The organism is Streptomyces sp. NBC_00576 (assembly GCF_036345175.1).
Taxonomy (GTDB): Bacteria; Actinomycetota; Actinomycetes; order Streptomycetales; family Streptomycetaceae; genus Streptomyces.
The window spans coordinates 2,172,046-2,193,668 of the sequence record NZ_CP107780.1 but is presented as its reverse complement, the minus strand read 5'-3'; the positions used below and the strand labels follow the sequence as shown (position 1 = coordinate 2,193,668).

Here is a 21,623-nt window from a genome sequence, read left to right as displayed (position 1 = left end):
GTTGACGGAATTTCAGTCGATCATTCGATGGCGGAGAACACAAACGAGAATTCCGCCGGCGCCACCCGCAGCAGGTACTGCTCAAGCGCGCCCGGCCCGCAGGACTGCGAGCCGATGCCCTGCTGCCCGTGGTCGAGGTTGACCCACACCGTGTCGGTGGGCGTCAGGTCGGTGAGGTGGTCGGCCGCGTCGAGCTGTTCGCTGGTCCAGCGGCGGGCCGTGAACCAGAACTCCGGGTCGCCGTCGACCCGCAGCCCGCCGATCTCCGCCCAGCGGACGTCGGCACGGGCGCCGTTCTCCTGCGGGCGGACGTAGGGAGTCTGGAGGTCGTCGACGGTGGTCTCCCAACGGCCCAGCATGGAGGCCGACTTGGTGTCGGGATAGCCCTCGCCGGGGCCGCCGCCGAACCAGGTCACGCGGTCCGCGCCCGACAGCCCGAGACGGATACCGAGCCTCGGCAGCGGCAGCGTCCAGTCGCCCTCCGGGACGACGGACACGGTCAGCCTCAGCTTGTCGCCGTCGGACGTCCAGCGGTACACCGTGTTCAGGCCCAACTCGGCCGCCGCAGGCGCCACCCGGGTCCGTACCGTCAGCGCGTCCTCACCCAACTCGACGGAATCCAGGCGGTGTTGCATACGGTGCAGGCCCAGCTTGCGCCAGAGCATGCCGTAGCGCTCGTCGGGCTGCCAGGCAGCGCCGTCGTCGTTGTCGGTGGGCGCCCGCCAGACGTCCAGCTTCGGGCCGATGACATCGACCCCGTTGATCGACATCAATGCGCCGGTCGACGGGCTGAATACGGCAGGACCGAGCATGATGCCGTCCCACTCGTCGCGGGCGGAAGGCTCGCCCCCTGTGCTGATCCGCAGCAATCTGGACTCGGCGGGACGCTCGCTCGCGGCGACGTTCACCAGGGTGCGTGCCTGGACGGGGAGTTGGCCCCACGCCACCGGATGCCCCTTCGGTCCCCACGCCGTGTCCTCGGCGAGCATGGCCCGCACGGTCCAGCGGGTTTCGGCGCCCTGGCCGTCGGACGGCGGCTCGGGCAGCTTCACGTCGGCCGACTCGCCGGGGGCGAGGGTCGCGGGCACCGCCAGGGTGCCGGCCTGGACCGTCGTGCCGTCGACGTCGTACGACCACTCGAAGGTGAGCGCGGACAGGTCGGCGAAGTCGTACGCGTTGGTCACGCGCACGGTGCCGTCCGTGCCGTCACCGTCGATCCGGACCGGCTCGATGACCTTCTTGTACTCGACGAGCCCCGGTGACGGCGTCCGGTCCGGGAAGATCAGTCCGTCACAGACGAAGTTGCCGTCGTGCAGCTCCTCGCCGAAGTCCCCGCCGTACGCGTAGCCGAACCGTTCGTCCTTGATGCCGTGGTCGATCCACTCCCAGATGAAGCCGCCCTGGGTGCGTTCGTGGGCCTCGAAGATGCGCTGGTAGTCGGCGATGCCGCCGGGGCCGTTGCCCATGGCGTGCCCGTACTCGCAGAGGATGAAGGGCAGTTGGCGGCGCTTCTCGGTGCCGCCGTCCAGGCGCCCGCCGATGCGCTCGGTCTCCGCGTGGTCGGCGTACATGCGGGAGTACATGTCCGTGTCGCGGCAGTCCCAGTCGCCCTCGTAGTGCACGAGCCGGGAGCTGTCGCGGCCGTGGATCCACTCGGCCATGGCGGTCAGACCGCGTCCGGTGCCGGCCTCGTTGCCCAGCGACCAGATGACGACCGAAGGATGGTTCTTGTCGCGCTCGACCATCCGGGACGCGCGGTCCAGGAGGGCCGGGGTCCAGCGGTCGTCGTCGACGGGGTTGTCGCGCCAGTTCTGCTCGGTGAAGCCGTGGGTCTCCAGGTCGCACTCGTCGATGACCCACAGGCCGTACTCGTCGCACAGGTCGAGGAAGGCCGGGTGCGGCGGGTAGTGCGAGGTGCGGACGGCGTTGACGTTGTGCCGCTTCATCAGCAGCACGTCGGCCCGCATGGTCTCCAGGTCGAGGGCGCGCCCCTTCTCGGGGTGCCACTCGTGCCGGTTGACGCCCTTGAAGAGGACGGCCCTGCCGTTGACCTTGATGAGCCCGTCCGCCAGTTCCACGGTCCTGAAGCCGATGCGCAACGGAACCCGCTCGCCCTCCGTGACCAGCTCACCCTCGTACAGGCGGGGCGTCTCGGCGGTCCACGGTTCGACCGCGACCGTCACCGGCTCGCCCGTCCTGACATCGATGTCCAGCTCGGGGACGGTGACCCGCCCGTCGACGTCGGACTCGACGCGGAGGGTGCCCTCACCGGTCGTGTGGTCGTACGAGGAGTGCGTGAAGAAGTCGAGGACACTGCCCGCCGGGCGGTGCAGCAGCGTGACGTCCCGGAAGATGCCCGGCAGCCACCACTGGTCCTGGTCCTCCAGGTACGAGCCCGCCGACCACTGGTGGACCCGGACGGCGAGGACGTTGCCGCCGGGCTTCAGCAGGTGCCCGACCGCGAACTCGTGCGCCAGGCGCGAGCCCTTGAACTCGCCGATGTCCGTGCCGTTCAGCCACACCCGGGCACACGACTCGACCCCGTCGAAGCGCAGCACCGCCCCGCCGTCCGACAGGTCGGGCCAGTCGGACGGCAGGTCGAAGACGTGCAGGTGGTCGCCGGTCGGGTTCTGGGTCGGCACGCGCGGCGGGTCCACCGGGAACGGGTAGAGAACGTTGGTGTAGATCGGAGCACCGAAGGCCCCGTCGCCCTGGAGGACCCAGTGACCGGGGACCGTCACCTCGGCCCAGTCCCCGGTGTCGAAGCCCGGCTCGGCGAACGAGTCGTCCGCGCCGTCGGCGGTCGGCGACAGCCTGAAACTCCAGCTGCCGTTCAGGGACAGCGAAGCGGCGTCCGAGGACGCGTACCAGGCGCGGGGCAAAAGGGCCCCGCTGCCGGGTGAGACGTCCTCGACGTAGTCGGTCGAGGTGGCCGTGGTGCGGAAGGACATCGGTCTCCTAGTTCAGCCCGATAGGCGGCTCAGCCCTTGATGCCGGTCTGTGCGATCCCCTGCACCAGCCAGCGCTGGAGGAAGAGGAACACGAACACCAGGGGCAGGATGGAAAAGGCGGTGGCCATGAAGACCATATGGAAGATGACGGTCTGGTTGCTCATGTAGTTGGACAGCGCAACCTGAACGGTCCACGCATCCGGACTCTGACCGATGACCAGCGGCCACAGGAAGGAGTTCCAGCCCTGGATGAAGGTGATGGTCGCCATCGCCGCGAAGAAGTTCAGCGAGTTGGGCACCACGATGCGCCAGTACGCACCCCAGTAGCCCAGGCCGTCCACGCGCGCCGCCTCCTCCAGCTCTTTGGGGAACCCCAGGAAATACTGCCGGAACAGGAAGCAGGTGAAACCACTGAACAGGCCCGGGACGATGAGACCCTGGTAGGTGTCCACCCAGCCGAGCGACGAGACCAGCACGAAGCTCGGGACGAAGGTGACCGCCGTCGGGACCATCAGGGTCCCCAGGACGGCGTAGAAGACCTTGTTGGCGTGCTTGTACGGGATGCGGGCCAGACCGTAGCCCGCCAGCGAGCACACCAGCAGGACGCCGACGGTGTGCAGGGTGGCCACTACCGCCGAGTTCCACAGGGACTGGGCGAAGGGCACCGTCCCGTCGTTGAACAGTTCGCTGATGTTGCCCCACTGGATGTCCGTGGGGAAGAACTTCCAGTTCTCGCCGGTGATGTCGGCGTCCGTGGAGAGGGCGTTGCGGACCAGCAGGTAGAACGGGACCAGGAAGAGGAGGCCGGCGATCCCGGTGGCGATGTAGAGCCCGGTGGAACTCATCACGCCGCCACCGTGCTTGACGCGACGGGGCTTGTCCGGCGGTGGTGTGGATTCCCGTACCTCGGGCATCGTGGTGGTCACTTGGACTCCTCCCCCCTTCCGAAGCCCATGAGCTTGCCCTGGAGCAGGGTCACGGCACAGATCAGCACGGTCAGGATGAGCGCTCCCGCGCTGCCGGCACCGTAGTCCTGGCTCTCGCCCAGGGCCTTGTAGTACAGCTCGAGGAGGGGCGGGCGGCCCCAGGTGGTCTTCGACAGGAGGTTGTAGAACTCGTCGAAGGCCTGGTACGCGGCGACCAGCAGCAGCAGGACCACGGCGGTGGACGTGGCGCGCAGCTGGGGCAGGGTGATGTAGCGGAAGGTCTGCCAGCCCGGCTTGGCGCCGTCGATGGCGGCGGCCTCGTACAGCTCGCCCGGGATGTTCTGCAGCGCGGCGATGAACAGGATCATGTAGAAGCCGGCCTGCAGCCACAGCCGCGCGCTGACGATGACCACCCAGTACCAGGGCGGATTGGGGTCGGCCAGCCAGGCGATGTTCTCGATCCCGAACCAGCCGAGGACCGTGTTCATCAGGCCGAACCGGACGCCGCTGAAGATGGACATCTTCCAGATCATCGAGGCGGCCACGTAACTGCAGGCGGTCGGCAGGAAGAAGACCGACCGGAAGAACGCCCGCATGAAGCGTAGCCGGTTCACCAGCAGGGCCAGCCCCAGCGAGAGCGCCCAGGTGGTGGGCACGATGAACGCGGCGAAGGCGGTGAAGGTGCCGAGCGAGCCGACGAAGTCGTCGTTCGTCAGCATGTACGTGTAGTTCTCGAAGCCGACGAACTTGTCGGGCGTGACGGTGAAGCGGGCCTCGAAGAAGCTGAGCCAGAGGCTCCAGAGGATCGGCGCGTAGACGAAGATCGCCAGGCCGATGAGGAACGGCCCGGTGAAGAGCCAGAAGTTGAAGGTGGGGCTGCCCCGCAGACCCCGCCGCGGCTTGGCCGGTGAGGCCTTCGCCGGGGCGGGGCGCGCGAGGTCGCGCGTGTTCGTCGTCGACATCTCGTGGTCCGTCCCGCGGCCTATCCGAACAGCTTCTTGAGCTCGCGGTTGACTGCCGCGTCGGCCTTGTCGAGCGCGGCCTCCGGGTCCATGTCCTTGCGGACGGAGTTGGCGAAGACGTCCTCGAGGGCGGTGATCATGGCCTGGGTCCAGCCGATGTTGTCGAAGTGCCCGAACTCGTTGAAGAGTTTGACGCCCTCAGCGGCGTTGCCCGACTTGAGCTTGGTGGCCGACTGCGCGAGCGAGGCGCGCGGCGGGATGTGGAAGCCGAAGTTGGTGGCCCACTCCTCCTGGTACTGCTTCTGGTCGATCCACAGCCACTTGACGTACTCCTTGGCGGCCTCGACGTTCTCGCTCTTGGCGTTGACGAACATCGACCAGCCGCCGTTGTAGACCGACTGCTTGCCGGAGTCGACGGTCTTCGGGAAGGGGAAGACGCCCCAGTCGTCGCCGAGCGCGGCCTGGATCCCCGGCATCGCCCACATGCCGCAGAACTGGATGGCGCACAGGCCCTGGTTGAGCGAGGAGGGGTCCCAGGACTCGGTCGGCGCGCCGAGGAGAAGGTCGCCGCTGGTGAACAGCTTGCGCATCTTCTTGATGCCCTCGACGACGCCGTCCGTGTGGTAGGCGATCTCGTTCTTCTCATTGAGGGTGTCGGCGCCGGCCGACCAGATCATCGGGTTGATGACGTTGTGCAGGTCGTTGCCGATGTACAGGCCCTTGACCTTGTTGGTGGTCAGCTTGGCGGCGGCCTCCATCAGCTCGTCGAGCGTGGTCGGCACCTCGACCTTGGCCGCCTCCAGCATCGACTTGCGGTAGAAGAAGAACTGCGGGTCGTCGATCATCCGGACGCCGTAGATCTTGCCGTCGACCGTGTGCGACTTGATGTCCGCCGGGTTGAAGTCCGACTTGACCGGCTCGATGATGTCGGTCAGGTCCGCCACCTGGCCGCTCTTGATCATCTGGATCTGCGGGTGGAACTCGAAGAGGTCGGGCGCGCTCTTGGTGAGCAGCGTCGCGAAGAGCTTGCTCTCGAAGTCGGCGCTGGTGATCCACTGCGTGGTCACGTTGGCCTTGTCGTAGGCCTTGGCGTACTTCTTGATGGCCTGCTCGGTGCCCGCCTCGCCGTACGCGTGGAAGTACTGCGTGAGGTTCGTGCCCGAACTTCCCCCACCGGAGCGGCCGTTGTTGCCGCCACAGGCGGTCAGCGCGCCCGCGGCGGACAGGCCTGCTGCGGCGCGGAGGATGGATCGGCGGTCCCAGTTGCTGCTCATGGCCGACATGGTGACGTCCTTGTCTCTGGTGCGGCTGCGGGCCACGGGCTCAACGCCGAGTGGCTGAAACAGGAGGTGCGGAGCGGGACGTTAACCTTCGGCTAAGGCTTCGGCAAGGGGTTGGACGAAGCCCGTTCGAAACGTTGCGGAGTGTTCGGCATGTCGGACATGGCGAAGTGGCGGACCGCTCAACGGCGGTTCGCGCGAAGGTGATTGACGATTGGACCAGATCTATTTCAGTGGCATCGGGCCAGTGCGCCGGGCGGCCGACGACCGCTGGATGACCGAGGACAGCGCGCCTTCCAGGGCGAACGTCGCCGCACCCAGGCACGCCGGATCGGTGGGGATGGGGGAGAGGACGATCTCGGTGGCGGCGAACGGCCGCCTGAGCGCGTGCCGACCGACGGCCTCGCGCACTTCGCGCAGCAGTGGTTCGCCGAGCCTGCGCGCGACCCAGCTGCTGAGCACGACCACTTCGGGGTTGAGGACGTTGACCAGGTTCGCGATGCCCGCGCCGATGTAACGGGCCGTCTCCCGTACGACCTTGATGGCCACGGGGTCGTTCGCCTCCACGCCGCGGGCCAGCGCGTCGATGGTGGCGGTCTGGTCCTCGGGATGCAGCAGCGGGCTCTGCGGGCTGAGCTCCCGCAGGTTCAGCATGATGCCCGGCGCGCCGACATAGGCCTCCACGCAGCCGTGGTTGCCGCATCGGCACAACCGCCCGTCCAGGACGAGCGTGGTGTGACCCCACTCGCCGGCACTGTTGCTCACCCCCCGGTACAGCGCGCCATGGAGCGCGAGTCCGGCGCCGACTCCCGTCCCGAGGTTGACCACCACCACGTCCTCGCGCCCGCGCGCCGCCCCGAACCACATCTCGGCGACCGCGCCCGCGCGCAGCGGATTGTCCAGGTAGAGGGGGTAGGCGATGACCTCGGACAGCAGGTCGAGCAGCGGCACGTCGTGCCAGTCCCAGTTGGGCGCGTACTCCGAGACGCCGGTGTCCCGGTCCACCTGCCCCGGCACACTCACCCCGACGCCCAGCACCCGCGCGCCCTCGATGCCCGCCTGCGCGACCACGGACCCGACGGCGGCGGCCACATGGCTGACCACCTGCTCGGGCAGGCTCTCGCCGGGACGCATGTCCTCGTCGGCGCGGGCCAGCACGTTCAGCGCGAGGTCGAACAGCTCGACATGGACGTACGTCTCCGCGATGTCGACGCCGATCAACGCGCCCCCCGACGCGTTGACAGCCACGAGGCCCCGGGGACGGCCGCCCGCCGAGTCCTCGAACCCGACCTCCGTGATCATCCGCAGCTCGAGCAGCTCGCCGACGAGCGTGGCGACCGTGGCCAGACTCAGCCCACTGGCGGCGGCCAGCTCCTGCCGGGAGGTAGGAGAGTGGGCGATGATCTGGCGCAGCACCTCATAGCGGTTCGCGGTGCGGATATCACGTGAAGTGCGCTTCACCACCGGGCTTGCCCCCTCGCCGTGCAGACCTCAGTGCAGATCTGAATGCGGACAGACCGGAGCACGACGGCACCGGCGCGGCGCAAGGCTATGGGCAGCGGGGGAGGTTCGACAAGGGGTTAGGAAAGGGGCTGAAGAAAGTCCACCCGCACGTGGCGCCGCCCCTGGCCGGAGGTCAGTCGCCGAGCACCTCACGCACGAACGCGTTCGTGAACTTCGCCGACGGGTCGAGGAAGGCCGCCAGCGCCCTGAAGTCCGACAGCCGCGGATACCGTCCGCGCACCACCTCCGCCGGTACGGCGAACACCTTGCCCCAGTGCGGACGCGGCCCGAACGGGTTGAGCGCCGCCTCGACCCGCCGCACCACGGGCAGCACCGCGTCGGTGTCCGCCACCCAGGTGAAGTGGAAGGCCACGCTGTCCCGCCCGTACGCCGGACTCAGCCACTGGGTGTCGGCGGCGATCGTCCGGACCTCGCACACCTGCAGCACCGGCGCGACGACGTCCCGGATCGCGTCGAGCGAACGCAGGGCGTCCAGGGCGTACGGGCGCGGCAGCAGGTACTCCGACTGGAGCTCCTCGCCGCTGCTCGGCGTGAACTCCGCCCGGAAATGCGGGAGTCGCTCGTGCCAGGGCCCCGGCACCCCGAACTGCTCGGTGCAGTTCACGGCCGGCATGCCCGGCACCGGGTGCATCGCCTCGGTGGCGGGCGCGGCCCACGGGAAGTCCGGCCGAGCCTGGTCGGTACGCCGCTTCAGCCACACCTGGCGGAAGCCCGGCGCGCGCCAGTCCGTGAACAGACTCACGCTGTACGCGGCACCGGCGACGGCCTCGAAGTCCAGCCCGTCCAGCGGCAGTTCGGTGAACACGTACTGCTCGACCTCGAAGTCCGCCTCCAGGTCCAGGGTGAGGGCCGTGACGACTCCCAGGGCGCCGAGCGCGGTGACCGTGCCCTCGAACCGCTCCTCGCCCCGCGTGATCGTCACCGTGGAGCCGTCCGCCGTGACCAGCTCGACCTCGCGCACCGCGGCGGCGAGCGCACCGTTGTCGACCCCCGAGCCGTGCGTACCGGTGGCCACCGACCCCGCCACCGAGATGTGCGGCAGGGACGCCATGTTGTGCAGCGCGAGCCCGCGCCCGTGGACGACCCGCGCCAGCTCCGCGTACCGGACCCCGCCCCCGACCCGGACCGTACGGGCCGCCGTGTCCACGTCGACCTCCTGCGGCAGCGCGGACAGGGAGAGCAGGACACCGCCCGCGCCCGGCTCGGCGATCTCGTTGAACGAGTGGCCGCTGCCCAGCACCCGCACCCGCTCGCTGTCCGCCACGAGCGCCCGCAGGGCGTCCAGGGAACGCGGTCGGTGCAGCTCCTCGGGCGTGTAGATGATGTTGCCCGCCCAGTTGGTCAGCGCCTCGGCCATGGGGTTTGTCCCTCCGCTCAGATGCGTCGACCCTCTCACGGGGCGGCGCGTGACATGCCCGAGGGGCCCCGCAGCCACGGACACGCAGGCGGGGGCATACCGTGAGGAGTCGAACGCCGGAGTACCGCCGGAGCTGGAGGAGACACGGGATGGGCAGCCGCACCGCGCTGGTCGAGGATCTGATGGAGCGCTTTCCCCACGTACCGCGGGAAGCCGTCTTCAAGGAAGACCTGCTCAGGGGTGGTGTGGCCTTCGATCCGTCCGCGCTCAGCGACAATGAGGGCGGCGACGTCAAGCCGAAGTCGTACTTCATCTTCTCCTTCGACCACGGCACCCTCCCCGAGCTGGGCGAGGCCGCGCTGCGCCGCCCGCCGGAGGAGATCATCCTCACCGGCGGCCCGTACGACCTGCGCCGGACCGTCGTGTCGGTGCGGGTGAACCCGGCGTCGCCCTACCGGGTGGCCGCCGACGAGGACGGCGTCCTCGGCCTCTACCTGGACGGGAAGCGGATCTCCGACGTCGGCGTGCCGCCCATGCCGGAGTACTACCGCCACACCCTCTCCAACGGGAAGTCGGTCATGGAGGTGGCCCCGACCATCCAGTGGGGCTATCTGATCTACCTGACCGTCTTCCGGGTCTGCCAGTACTTCGGCGCCAAGGAGGAGTGCCAGTACTGCGACATCAACCACAACTGGCGCCAGCACAAGGCGGCCGGGCGGCCCTACACGGGCGTGAAGGACGTCGACGAGGTCCTGGAAGCCCTGGAGATCATCGACCGCTACGACACGGCGAAGGCCTCCACCGCCTACACCCTCACCGGCGGCGCGATCACCTCCAAGCTCCAGGGCCGTGACGAGGCCGACTTCTACGGCATGTACGCCAAGGCCATCGAGGAGCACTTCCCGGGACGCTGGATCGGCAAGGTCGTCGCCCAGGCACTGCCGAAGGACGACGTACAGCGCTTCAAGGACTACGGCGTGCAGATCTACCACCCCAACTACGAGGTGTGGGACCGCCGGCTCTTCGAGCTGTACTGCCCCGGCAAGGAGCGCTACGTAGGCCGCGACGAGTGGCACAAGCGCATCCTCGACTCGGCGGAGGTCTTCGGCGCGCACAACGTCATCCCCAACTTCGTGGCCGGCGTGGAGATGGCCGCGCCGTCCGGGTTCACGACGGTCGACGAGGCGATCGCCTCCACCACCGAGGGCCTGCGCTTCTTCATGTCGCACGGCATCACGCCCCGTTTCACCACCTGGTGCCCCGAGCCCACCACCCCGCTCGGCAAGGCCAACCCCCAGGGCGCGCCGCTGGAGTACCACATCCGTCTGCTGGAGGCCTACCGCGCCACGATGGACGACTTCGGCCTCGCCGCGCCCCCCGGTTACGGCGAACCCGGCCCCGGTCGCGCGGTATTCTCCGTCAGCTCCTTCATGGACAGTCTGCCGGCCCGGGATTCGGTGCCGACGGTCTGAACGGAACGCCGCCGCGATCCGTATGGGGGGACGGTGGTCGGACTCAAGGGGAACGAATCCGGTCGTTTTTCGCACCTCGTGACCACCGTAGGGTGAGCCCGCATTGACAGATGGCGACATGTGAGTACGTCGCTTGTCAGTTGTGCGGGAAACGTGAAAAGCTCTGGGCTCCGCTTTGGGAAACGTTCCCCAACTCCCCTGTTCCTGGGGGTAGTTGACGTTTTGCCTTGACCTTGACGTTGGCGTGTGCAAGCCGTTGATGCTGGAGTCCCCCCATATGCCAGATCTGCCGACCCCTCAGGACGCCGCCGAAGCAGCGCTGTTCTCCGAGTGCTGGGACGCGGTCCTCTCGTACGCCGACCTGTGCACGTCCGGCTCGTCCGCCGGCACCGAACTGGCCGCCGAGGCGTTCACGCACGGTATCCACGCGGCCCGGGCCGCCGACTTCGGGGCCCGCAGCACCGGGCGCCGCATACCCCGCCTGCCCTGGATACCCCTGCTGCTTGCGGCAGTTCGCAGTACCGCCGCGTCCTGGGAGGAGACCGGGCACGGCAACCATCTCGCCCCCGACCTGCGGCTGTGGCTCAACTCCGACCAGGCCGCCCGGTACGTGGGGCCGCCGCTGCGCCGCCCGCTCGCCCTGCGCACCCTGCGCGACATGCAGGAACCGGACGCCGCCCTGCTCTGGCTGGCCGAGGTGGAGGCGCTGCCGCTGCCCCAGGTGGCCCGTCGGCTCGGCCTCGACCCGGAGAGCGTCGCCGAGGAACTCGCCCAGGTACGCGTCCTGTTCAGGGACCGCTGCCAGCGCAACCTCCTCGACACCCCGATGAGCCCCCACTGCCGCAGCTTCGCCCGGCTGCTCGACGCGGTCACCCGCTCGCAGGGCGCCGAGGTCCCCGAGGACCTCTCCCGGCACCTCGCGACCTGCGTGGACTGCGCCGAGGCCGCCGCCTGTCTGCGGCTGTACGGCGGGATCGGCGGACTGCCCGCCGCGCTCGCCGGCGGTGTCATCGGCTGGGGCGGGCTCGCCTACCTGGAACGGCGCCGCCGCGCGGCCGAGGCCGGTCTGCTCGGCGGGCGCACCGAGGCGGGCGTGAACACCGGTCTCACCATCGGGGAGTTCCGCCCGCGCATCGGACGTACGGCGATCATGGTCGCGGCCGTCATCGTCTCGGCGCTGACGCTCACGGTCTCGCTGATGCCCTTCGACGGCTCGGGCGGCGACGCCACCGCGCGGGGCGGCGCGACCGACAACAAGCCCGTGGTGGACCCGGCGCCCGTCCTGCCGTCCGGCCTGACCGTGCCGGTGGGTGCCACCCCGTCCGCGTCCCCCCTGCCGTCGGACTCGGACACCGGCTCGTCCCCGACGCCCGCCGACAAGCCCGACCCGGAGCCCCAGGGCACCTCCTCGTCCACGGAGCCCGGCGGGACACCGAAGCCGAGCCCCGACAAGAGCGACCCGGTGTCCTGCGAGGTCGAGTACGACCTCGTCAACGAGTGGCCCGACGGCTTCCAGGCCACCATCAGCGTCACCTCCGCGAAGGCCATCGACGGCTGGACCATCGCCTGGAGCTTCCGCAACGGCCAGCAGGTCAGCCAGATGTGGGACGCGAACTTCGCGCAGGACGGCGCCCGCGTCACGGCCACGTCCGCCGACTACAACAGAACGGTCGCGGCGGACGGCACGGTCTCCTTCGGCTTCCTCTCCAGCTGGCAGGGCAGCAACGCGGCCCCGTTCGACTTCACACTGAACGGCAGCAGCTGCACGAGCTGAGTCCCCTGCAGTCAGAACCTGGGCCGGCCACGTCGAGCGATACCGCTACAGGCGTGGCCGGACCGTTCTTGCGGTTCGGGCGGGCCCGAGGTCAGATCACCTCGGTCTCACTCCGGTCGGCCCGCTCCCAGAGGGTGTGGAAGCGGCCCTCGCGGTCGGTGCGCCGGTAGGTGTGGGCGCCGAAGTAGTCGCGCTGCCCCTGGGTGAGGGCGGCCGGCAGACGCTCGGCGCGCAGGGTGTCGTAGTACGAGAGGGCGGCGGAGAAGGCAGGGACCGGGACGCCGTGCCGGGCGGCCGTGGCGACGACCTCGCGCCAGGGGACCTGGGCGTCGGCGATCTCGGCCGCGAACCCCTCCTCGGTGAGCAGGGTGACCCGGCAGGGATCAACGGCGTAGGCGCCGCGGACCCGGTCGAGGAAGGCGGCGCGGACGATGCAGCCGCCGCGCCAGATTTTCGCGATCGCGCCGAGGTCGATGTCCCAGCCGTACTCCGCCGACGCGTCCAGGATCATCTTCCAGCCCTGGTCGTAGGCGATGAGCTTCGACGCGTACAGGGCGTGCTCGACCAGACAGGCGAACCGCTCCGCCTCGTACGCGGTGAGGTCCCAGCTGGTTCCGCCGGGCAGCTCCCGGTACGCGGCGCGCAGGGCCCGCTGGCCCGAGGCGGCGCGGGCGAAGGTGGCCTGGGCTATGGCGGTGACCGGGGAACCGAGCTCCAGGGCCGTGCGTACGGTCCAGCGGCCCGTGCCCTTCTGCCCGGCGGCGTCGGCCACCACGTCCACGAAGGGTCTGCCTGTGGCGGCGTCGGTGTGGGCGAGCACCTCGGCGGTGATCTCCATCAGATACGAGTCGAGACGGCCCTTGTTCCACTGCCGGAAGACCTCGGCGATCCGCGCCGGTTCATAGCCGCCGACCTGGCGCAGCAGATGATAGGCCTCGCCGATCAACTGCATGTCGGCGTACTCGATGCCGTTGTGGACCATCTTCACGAAGTGCCCGGCGCCGTCCGTGCCGACATGGGTGACACAGGGCTCGCCGTCCACCTTGGCGCTGATCGTCTCGAACATCGGCCCGAGCGCGGCGTACGCCCCCGCAGAGCCGCCGGGCATGATGCTCGGCCCGTTCAGCGCGCCCTCCTCACCGCCCGAGACACCCACACCGACGAAGTGGATACCGAGCCCGCGCAGGGCCTGTTCCCGGCGGCGGGTGTCGGCGAAGTGGGCGTTGCCCCCGTCGATGATCATGTCGCCGGGTTCCAGGAGCGCGGCGAACTCGTCGACCACCGCATCGGTGGCCGCCCCGGCCTGCACCATGATCATGAGCCGCCGAGGGCGCTCCAGGGCCGCCACGAACTGCTCAGCCGTCTCGGCTGCCACGAAGTCGCCCTCGTGCCCGAAATCCTCGACCAGCGCCTTGGTCCTGGCGGGGGTCCGATTGTGAAGGGCCACGGTGTAACCGTGCCGGGCGAAGTTCCGGGCCAGATTCCGGCCCATCACCGCAAGGCCGGTGACGCCGATCTGCGCGGTCGCCTTCATGGTGTGCTCCTTCGCTCGGTGCGGTCCCAACCGCCACACAGATCAGTTACGGCTGGTGGGGCCCCAGTTGTTCAGCCGGATATTCGATGGCGCCGGGAGCGAGGGCACGCCTGGGGTGAGAGAGCTTTCCGCGACGGCCGTCAGAGCCCGGGTGCTGAGGGCCGACCAGAAGGGACAACGAGGAGGTGGGACCACGATGAAGGCCCGGTGCTGTCCTGACGTGGTCGGCTGCCGAACACCCCGGTGGCGACAGCGGAACGGCCGGGACACGACAGTCACCGGCGACCAGATTTCCAGAGGGCATGGCAGGGGCGCGCCGTCCCGCGGCGCACCCCTGCCATGCGCCGTCACAGCGCGAGGATCTGCCAGTCCTGGTTGGCGCCGCCGGTGGAGGGCCACTGGATGACGTTGGCACCGTCTGCGGTGGAGGCGTCCTTGACGTCGGCGCACCAGCCGGTGCGGACGTTGACGAGCCGGTAGTAGCCGCTGGTGGCCGAGGGGACCAGCTTCCACCACTGGTTGTCGCCGCCGTTGTCGGACAACTGGGTCAGGGCGGCGCCCTGGGTGCTGTCGGGGCTCTGCAGGAGCTTGCCGCTCTTGGCGTTGACCAGCCGGAACGATCCGTCAATGTTCGGCAGGAGGCTCCACTGCTGGTTGGTCCCGCCGCCGTAGGGCCACTGGATGAGCGTGGCGCCGTCGGTTGTCGAGGCGTTGGCGACGTCCAGTGCCTTGCCGCTCTTGCGGTTGATCACCTTGTAGGCGCCCAGGTCCGCGGTGAAGGGACGGTCGTAGACCTCCAGGTTGCGGATCGACGCGTACACCCCGGCGGGCAGCCCGGTGACGGTGACGCGGACGTACCGTGCCTGGGCCTGGAACACGGCCGTCTGGACCTGGCGCGTGCCGGGGGTGGCGGTGTTGTCGACGAGCGTGGTCCACGTGCTGTTGTCGGTGGACCCCTCGATCTTGTACCGGTAGTTGGTCTTGTCCAGTTCCCAGGAGACCCGGGTGCCGGTCAGCGAGCGGGTCGAGCCGAGGTCGACCTTGACCCAGTGGCCGGTGCTGCCGTCGTTCGCGCACCAGCGGGTGGCGGTGGCTCCGTCGACCGCCTTGGCCGCGGTGTTGCCCTTGGACGTCTCCTCGCTGTCGGCGGTCGCGGTCTTGCCGGCGGCGATGTCGGCCGGCTGCACGGAGCGGTCCAGCGTGACCCCGACGACGCTGTCCTCGGGGATGCGGGTGCGGTTGATGCCGGTGATGGTCACCCTGCCGTCCGCGCCGACGGTGTACGGGAGGTCGGTGCCCGCGGCGACGTCGAAGACGCGCGTGACCTTGGCGTCCCCGATCGACGGGGTGGTGAAGGAGGTTCCGCTGTAGCCGGGCAGCAGATGGATGTAGAAGGTGCTGTCCTTGGACGTGAAGCCGTACTTGCCGTCCACCGGTTGCCAGGGTCCGCCGCGGGTGCCGTAGACGGCCTGGCCGCAGGAGGTCAGGAAGGAACCGACCCGGCGCACCACTGCGGCCTGGTCGGCGGGGACCGCCCCGGTCCGGTCGGGACCGATGTTGAGCAGGCAGACCATGTTGCGCACCCAGGCGTTGACCAGGATGGCCAAGATGGTGCCGAAGCTCATCACGGGTGCGCCGGCCTTGTAGCCCCAGGCACCGCCGATGGTGAAGTTCTTCTCCGCCAGAAGCCCGGTGCGCATGGCGCCGGAGGGGATCGAACCGCCTTCCTCGCTGAGGTAGTCGCCCATCCAGCCGGAGCGCGGGTTGACCGCGACGTCGGGTTGGTGCTTGCGCACCAGGCCCATCACACCGAGGGGGCTGCCGGTGGCGGAGTCGGTATCGCTGTAGGCGGCGTCCACCGGCCACTGATTGGCGCTGTCGCGAACCTTTCCGGGCTCCCAGAAGAAGGCAGCGTCCGCGTCCGTGCCTTGTTGGCCCAGCCAGCCGCCGTCGAAGTAGATGTCATCGATCTTGCCGTACTTGGTCATCAGCTCCTTGACCTGCTGGTACACCTCGTTCTTCATGATCCGCGCGTTCTCCTTGTGCGCGGGATCGGTGGTGTAACCCCACTTGTTCGGCAGGCAGTTGGTGCCGGTGACGTCGTAGTAGCCGGGGTAACGCCAGCTCAGCGGGGAGAAGTACAGGCCCACCTTGAGCCCGGCGTCGCGTACGGCGGTGACGTACTCGCCGACCAGGTCCCGCTGCATCGGGGCCTGTCCGGCATGGAAGGCGTTCGGGTGGGTGGACGGCCACAGGGCGAAGCCCTCGTGATGACGGGTCGTCAGGACGGTGTATTTCGCGCCCATGTCCTTGGCCAGCTGGGCCCAGTCGGCCGGCTTGTAGGCGCTCGCCGTGAACTGCTCGGTGGTCGCGTCGGTGAAGTACTTCTTGTAGTTCTCCGGAGTGACCGCGGAGTTCTCCATGTACCACTCGCCCTTGGCCGGGCCCGAGTACACACCCCAGTGGATGAACATGCCCAGTTTGGCGTCCTGCAGCCACTGGAGCTTCTCGTTGGACTGCTGCTCGATGCCCAGCTCCGACTTGGGGATCCGCAGCGGGAGAAGGGGCAGCGGCTGAGGGGAGGTGGCGGCGTGTGCGGGTGTCGCCAGCGTCGGTGAGACGGCAGCGGCAACCGTCATGGCAGCCATGCCGGACAGCACTCGGCGGCGACTCAGCGGTTCGGACAAGGTTCTCTCCTGATTGTGCACAGAACAGCACGGACGGTCATGCGGCTCAGGTGTGGAGCGAGCATGTCTGGGGGCACCGGGGCGATGCGCCGCATGTCATCGCTGACCAAGAAACATGGGGTCTCCCGCAGCCGCCTCCGGGTGCCGCGGGGGCGGGGCTCGTCGTACGTCAACGGCTCCTCCGGCGACTCCGTCAACTCCACGACCCACGGCGCCTGAAGTGCGTCACCATCACCGACGGAAGCCGCGTCCGTCGCGTCAGCTCGGTTTGAGGATGATCGCCTGACCGCCCGCGGGAGCCATCGCCACGTCCAGCGTGGTGGCCGAGGTGACCCTCCGGGTGCTGACCACGACCGGCGTCTGGTAGGGGCTGGTGCCCGGGGTGCCGTCGGCGTAGACGGTCGCCGTGTATGTTCCGCCGCCCAGGAACGTCAGCGGGAGCGACAGGGTCCGGGACGTCTCGTTGGTCATCGCTCCGAGGAACCAGGTGTCGCCGTGGCGGCGGGCGACGGCGGCGTACTGGCCGATCGATCCGGTGAGGGCGCGGCTCTCGTCCCAGGTGGTGGGGATGGCGTCGAACCATGGCAGCCCCGGCCAGTTGGACGTGTTGGCGAACCTGGACGGGGAGTCGTACCAGTACAGGAAGTTCAGCGGCTGGTAGAAGACCGCCGCCATGGCCATCTGGTGGACGTTGGTGGTCCGGTCCCGCGACTGGCCGTAGCAGATGGTGTAGTCCAGCGGCCCGCCGATGTTGCGGGCGAACGGCAGGGTCACGTTGTGGCTCGCGGTGGGGAAGCGCTCGTTGCCGCGCACGCCCTCCATGCTGATCCAGTTCGGGTAGGTGCGCTCGTAGCCGAACGGCCGCACGTCGTCGTGCAGGTCGATCAGCAGCTTGTACTTGGCCGCCGTCCTGACCCAGCTCGTGATCTGGTTCGTCATCGCCTGGGTGCCGTCGTTGATGAACCCGAGCTTGATGCCCGCGGCGCCCCAGCTCTTGTAGAGGCCGAACAGGCTGTCGGGGTTGCTCGCCGCTCTGCGGTCGACGTAGAGGATGACGCCGATGCCCTTGCTCGTGGCGTAGGAGATGACCGAGGGCAGGTCGATGTCCGGTATCGGCTTCGTCGCGTCGGTGCTGTGGTCGGCGTCGCCGTACCATCCGCCGTCGTACTCGATGTACTGCAGGCCGCGAGCCACGGCGAAATCGACGCCCGCCATCCCGGCGGCGGTGGTCAGCTGTACCCGGAAGGCCTTGCCGGGCTTGATCCACGAGGTGTCGGCCAACGCGTTCGCGGGGGCCAGGTTGAGCACCAGCTCGGCGTTGTCGACCAGTTCGGCGTGGGTGGAGCCGGTCACCACCGCCCGCCAGGGCGTGGCGAACGGTGTGGTGACCGTCGTGGTCGTCTGGACCGTGCCCGAACCGCGGGCGGTGTGCTCCATCAGGTAGGCGGCGAGGGTGCCCGGCTGCCCGGACACGGAGCTGAGCATCAGCCGCGGGAAGTTGAGACGGGAGGATTCGCAGATGCAGGCGATCACGCTGCCGCCGGCGTAGGTGGCGGTCAGCGGCAGGTCGGTCAGCGGGCCGGTGTCCGTGGTCGAGGTGCCCGTGGAGGGGATCGAGCCGGGCGCGACCGGGTTGTAGGGGTCCTCGTCACGCGCGCTGTAGACCAGGGTGCTGTCGGGGAATGCGAACGTGGTCAGCTCGTCGGCGATGGTGGCGGTGCCCTTGTCGAGCAGCACGTACCGGAAGGCTACGCCGGTCGGGTAGGCGCGGATCTGGAGGCTGAAGTTGATCAGCGAGGCGGTGTCCTGGAGGTTCCAGCGCATCTCCTGGTACCGGTCGCGGACGGTCGCGTTGCGGCCGTACACCGGAGTCCAGGTGTTGTCGATGGTCCAGTGCTGGTAGTTGGTGATCACCGTGCCGGCGGAGCCGAGCACCGTCCCGTCGCTCAGCTTGAGGCCGAGAGTCGAAGTGCCGACCACCGTCGCGCCTTTTCGCTTCGCCGACCAGCTGAGCGCGCCCGAAGTCAGCGACATCGTGATGGTGTTGCTGCCGTCGGGGGCCGTCGCGGTGACCGAGGCGTCGGCCGCCGCGGCCGTCCCGGCGGCGCCGGCACCCAGCGCCGCGGCTCCCATGGTGACGGCGGCGCCCTTGAGGAGTCGACGCCGCGAAAGCTGTCCCGGGGTGTCGGCCGACGGCTGGTCAGGTATGGCGTGGCTCGCTGAATCTGCCATGACTCGTGCACCTCTCCATTGCGTGCATTTCGATTTGAAAACAGATAAGAATGAACAAATACTGTCAAATGTTCCTGGTCGCAGGCGCAGTTGGGCACGCGCGGGCGTTCCGTCCTCAAGCTGGAGCCGCTCACAGCAGGAGTGTCAGGACAGGAACCCTTCCAGGACGAGGGTCGCTGCGCCGAGGCTGACCGGGTTGCGGTCGATGGGGCAGAGACTGATCTCGGTGCCTTCCCAGGGTTCGGCCAGTGCGTAGCGGGCGGCGGTGGCGCGTATGTGCGGCAGGACGGCGCTTCCCAGACTGTCGGCGACCCAGCCGGTGAGCACGATGATCTGCGGGTTGCACAGGTTGATCAGGTTGGCGATGGCGATGCCGAGGTAGCGGCCGGTCGTGGCGATCACCTGTTGTGCGGCGGGGTCGCCGGCCGCGTGGGCGGCGGCCAGGGCGTGGATGGTCGCCGTCTGGTCGTCGGGGTGCAGGAGCGGGCTGTCCGGGTCGGTCTCCGCGAGGTGCTGCATGATGCCGGGTGCGCCCACGTAGGTCTCCACGCAACCGACGCATCCCCGGCGGCACTCGCGGCCGTCGATGACGAGGTTGGTGTGGCCCCATTCGCCGGCCGTGTTCGTGGCCCCGCGGTAGAGCGCCCCCTGGACGGCCAGGCCCGCGCCGACGCCGGTTCCCAGGGTGAGGACGGCGACGTCGTCGCGTCCTCGGGCGGCACCGAACCACAGTTCGGCGACGGTGCTCGCACGCAGCGGGTTGTCGAGGAAGATCGGTAGATCAGGGATCCGATCGGTGAGCAGGGCTCGCAGCGGTACGTCGTTCCAGTTCCAGTTCGGGGCGAAGACGGAGGTTGTGCCGTCCGCGCGCACCTGGCCGGGAATGCTGACGCCGACTCCGAGAATCCTGCCGCGCTCCACCTGGGCCCGCGCGATCGCGTCGTCGACTCCGCGGACGATACGGTCCACGACGTAGTCCGGCGGGTTGTCGTGCGGGTGAAGTTCGTACTCGGCTCTGGCCAGAACCTGCAGAGACGGATCGAAGACCTCGACGTGGACGTAGGTCTCGGCGATGTCGACGCCGATGAGCCGGGGGCCCTCGCGGGCGGGCGCGAGAAGGTTCCGCGGGCGTCCGCCCCCCGAAGCCTGCTGTCCTATCTCGGCCAGAAGCCCGAACTCGTGCAACTCGTTGACGATGTCGGAGGCAGTGGCCACGGACAGGCCGGTGGCCGCGGCGATGTCGCGCCTGACGACGGGCGCCGAGGCAATGAGATGCCGCATCACCGCGAAACGGTTGGTCCGGCGTATGTCCTGGTACGTCCGCTTCAACGGCGCTGTCCTGTGCTCGATGGGGCTTGGGCGCCTGATCGTAACCACGGGTGGCGTGCCGTTGGAACTGCCGTGCACAGACTTTTTCTGGCTTGTTGACGAAGGGGTGTAGCGCGCATAACCTGCGTCTCGCTCCGCTCGCTGCAACCCCGTCAGCGGCAGGAATGCCCTCCTCCGATTGCGTGCCCCCACCCTGCGGGCTTCGCGTCGCGCTCAATCCGGCCGCACTCCGCGGCCGTCCACAGCGTCATCACCAGCCGTCTCGGCCCCGTCCCCAAGGGCCGGACCCACACCCGTTCTTCACAGCAGAGGTAGCCATGTCCCCTGAGCAGAACCCCAGCAGATCGTTCGGCCGCAGGTCCTTCCTGCACGCCTCCGGCACCGTGGCGGCGGCGGGATTCCTCGCCGCGTGCGGCGGGAACACCGGTCGCGGCGGCTCCACCGGCGGTACGGCGGCGATCAGCCAGTGGTACCACCAGTACGGCGAGGCCGGCACCCAGCAGGCGGCGCTGCGGTACGCGAAGGCGTACAGCAAGGCCGACGTGTCGGTGCAGTGGATCCCCGGTGACTACGCCTCCAAGCTCTCCAGCGGCCTGGTCTCCAGCAGCGGCCCGGACGTCTTCGAGTTCCACCCCGACGTCCAGATGGCCAAGTCCGGACAGATCGTGCCGCTGGACGACATCATCGCGGACGTGAAGTCCGACTTCACGGAGAACGATCTGGCCGCCAACTCGGTTGACGGCAAGGTCTACGGCATCCGCATGATCGACGACCCGCAGTTCCTGTACTACCGCAAGAGCCTGCTGGAGAAGGCGGGCGTCCAGCCCCCGACCACCTTCGACGAGCTGATAGACGCCTCCCGCAAGCTCGACAAGGACGGGGTCAAGGGCCTGTACCTCGGCCTGAAGGCCGGCAGCGACATCCTGGCCAGTCCACTGGTCTGGGCCACCGGCAGTGAACTGCTGACCGCCGACCACAAGGTCGCCTTCGACACCCCGGCGACGGTCGAGGGCCTGAAGAAGATGCGCGAGCTGTACACCAGCAAGACGCTGCTGCTCGGCGCGCCCACCGACTGGTTCGACCCGTCGGCGTTCATCCAAGGCCTGACGGCGATGCAGTGGTGCGGCTTGTGGGCGATGCCCGGCATCCAGAAGGCATTGGGCGACGACTTCGGCATCGTCCCCCTGCCCGCCATCGGCAGCGCCGGCCGCCCGGTGGTCTACAACGGCGGCTGGTCCACCTACGTAAGCGCCAAGGCCAAGGACGTCGACGCGGCCAAGGCGTTCGTGAAGTGGCTGTGGATCGAGCAGACGAAGCTCCAGGAGGACTGGTGCACCTCCTACGGCTTCCACATCCCCCCGCGCAAGAGCCTGGCGGCGAAGGCCACCAAGCTGCAGAGCGGCACCGCCGCCGAGGCGGTGAAGCTCTTCGGGACCAACGGGCACTACGACGACCCGTACTGGACCCAGGCCATGGCGACGATTTCCCAGGACATGGTGAACAACGCCGTGGTCAGCGGAAAGAACCCCGAGTCCGAGGTGGCCAAGGCCCGCACCCGGGTCGAGGCCGAACTCAAGAAGATCGCCTGAGGGGCC

14 protein-coding genes are annotated in these 21,623 nt (G+C 68.8%); 4 read left to right on the top strand and 10 right to left on the bottom strand.

Annotated features, from left to right (window positions below):
- Nucleotides 1-20: 20 nt before the first annotated feature.
- The 6 genes from OG734_RS09265 to OG734_RS09240 form a co-directional block, all read right to left on the bottom strand.
- On the bottom strand, nt 21-2,951 hold the full coding sequence (locus OG734_RS09265) for a glycoside hydrolase family 2 TIM barrel-domain containing protein (protein ID WP_330286997.1): 2,931 nt from the start codon (nt 2,949-2,951) through the stop codon (nt 21-23).
- Between the two features lie 29 nt (nt 2,952-2,980).
- Nucleotides 2,981-3,877, bottom strand: a complete 897-nt coding sequence (locus OG734_RS09260; RefSeq protein ID WP_443064845.1) for a carbohydrate ABC transporter permease — start codon at nt 3,875-3,877, stop codon at nt 2,981-2,983.
- Entirely contained in the window at nt 3,874-4,839 is a 966-nt protein-coding gene (locus OG734_RS09255; protein WP_330286996.1) for a carbohydrate ABC transporter permease, read from the bottom strand. The genes OG734_RS09260 and OG734_RS09255 overlap by 4 nt, the downstream gene beginning before the upstream one ends.
- Nucleotides 4,840-4,859: 20 nt before the next feature.
- Nucleotides 4,860-6,122, bottom strand: a complete 1,263-nt coding sequence (locus tag OG734_RS09250) for an ABC transporter substrate-binding protein (protein ID WP_330286995.1) — start codon at nt 6,120-6,122, stop codon at nt 4,860-4,862.
- A 222-nt stretch (nt 6,123-6,344) separates the two neighbouring features.
- Nucleotides 6,345-7,580 carry an ROK family transcriptional regulator gene (locus tag OG734_RS09245; RefSeq protein ID WP_330293614.1) on the bottom strand — a complete coding sequence of 412 codons (1,236 nt, stop codon included), beginning with the start codon at nt 7,578-7,580 and terminating at the stop codon, nt 6,345-6,347.
- 175 nt (nt 7,581-7,755) lie between these two features.
- Nucleotides 7,756-9,000: an FAD-binding protein gene (locus OG734_RS09240; RefSeq protein WP_330286994.1), complete on the bottom strand. Its 1,245-nt coding sequence runs from the start codon at nt 8,998-9,000 to the stop codon at nt 7,756-7,758.
- A 149-nt stretch (nt 9,001-9,149) separates the two neighbouring features.
- On the opposite strand from OG734_RS09240, the gene OG734_RS09235 reads away from it, so the two are divergent.
- Together OG734_RS09235 and OG734_RS09230 are read left to right on the top strand one after the other, a co-directional pair.
- The gene (locus OG734_RS09235) at nt 9,150-10,472 is read left to right on the top strand and encodes a radical SAM protein (RefSeq protein ID WP_330286993.1); all 1,323 of its coding nucleotides are present in this window, start codon (nt 9,150-9,152) and stop codon (nt 10,470-10,472) included.
- 277 nt (nt 10,473-10,749) lie between these two features.
- The gene (locus OG734_RS09230) at nt 10,750-12,246 is read left to right on the top strand and encodes a cellulose binding domain-containing protein (RefSeq protein ID WP_330286992.1); all 1,497 of its coding nucleotides are present in this window, start codon (nt 10,750-10,752) and stop codon (nt 12,244-12,246) included.
- Between the two features lie 91 nt (nt 12,247-12,337).
- Here the strand turns inward: OG734_RS09230 and gndA are convergent, their stop codons facing one another.
- Both gndA and OG734_RS09220 read right to left on the bottom strand, forming a co-directional pair.
- Nucleotides 12,338-13,780, bottom strand: coding sequence for an NADP-dependent phosphogluconate dehydrogenase (gene gndA, locus OG734_RS09225; protein WP_330286991.1), 1,443 nt, complete (start codon nt 13,778-13,780; stop codon nt 12,338-12,340).
- 347 nt (nt 13,781-14,127) lie between these two features.
- Complete coding sequence (locus OG734_RS09220; protein ID WP_330286990.1) at nt 14,128-16,467, bottom strand: alpha-L-fucosidase; 2,340 nt, start codon at nt 16,465-16,467, stop codon at nt 14,128-14,130.
- 63 nt (nt 16,468-16,530) lie between these two features.
- On the opposite strand from OG734_RS09220, the gene OG734_RS09215 reads away from it, so the two are divergent.
- Entirely contained in the window at nt 16,531-16,686 is a 156-nt protein-coding gene (locus tag OG734_RS09215) for a hypothetical protein (RefSeq protein ID WP_330286989.1), read from the top strand.
- A 39-nt stretch (nt 16,687-16,725) separates the two neighbouring features.
- Here OG734_RS09215 and OG734_RS09210 read toward each other — a convergent pair whose 3' ends face one another.
- Both OG734_RS09210 and OG734_RS09205 read right to left on the bottom strand, forming a co-directional pair.
- Complete coding sequence (locus OG734_RS09210) at nt 16,726-18,699, bottom strand: glycoside hydrolase family 97 protein (RefSeq protein WP_330286988.1); 1,974 nt, start codon at nt 18,697-18,699, stop codon at nt 16,726-16,728.
- Between the two features lie 144 nt (nt 18,700-18,843).
- Nucleotides 18,844-20,028, bottom strand: coding sequence for an ROK family transcriptional regulator (locus OG734_RS09205; RefSeq protein ID WP_330286987.1), 1,185 nt, complete (start codon nt 20,026-20,028; stop codon nt 18,844-18,846).
- Between the two features lie 317 nt (nt 20,029-20,345).
- Between OG734_RS09205 and OG734_RS09200 the strand changes: the two genes are divergently transcribed.
- Nucleotides 20,346-21,617, top strand: a complete 1,272-nt coding sequence (locus tag OG734_RS09200) for an ABC transporter substrate-binding protein (RefSeq protein ID WP_330286986.1) — start codon at nt 20,346-20,348, stop codon at nt 21,615-21,617.
- The last annotated feature ends 6 nt before the right edge of the window (nt 21,618-21,623 follow it).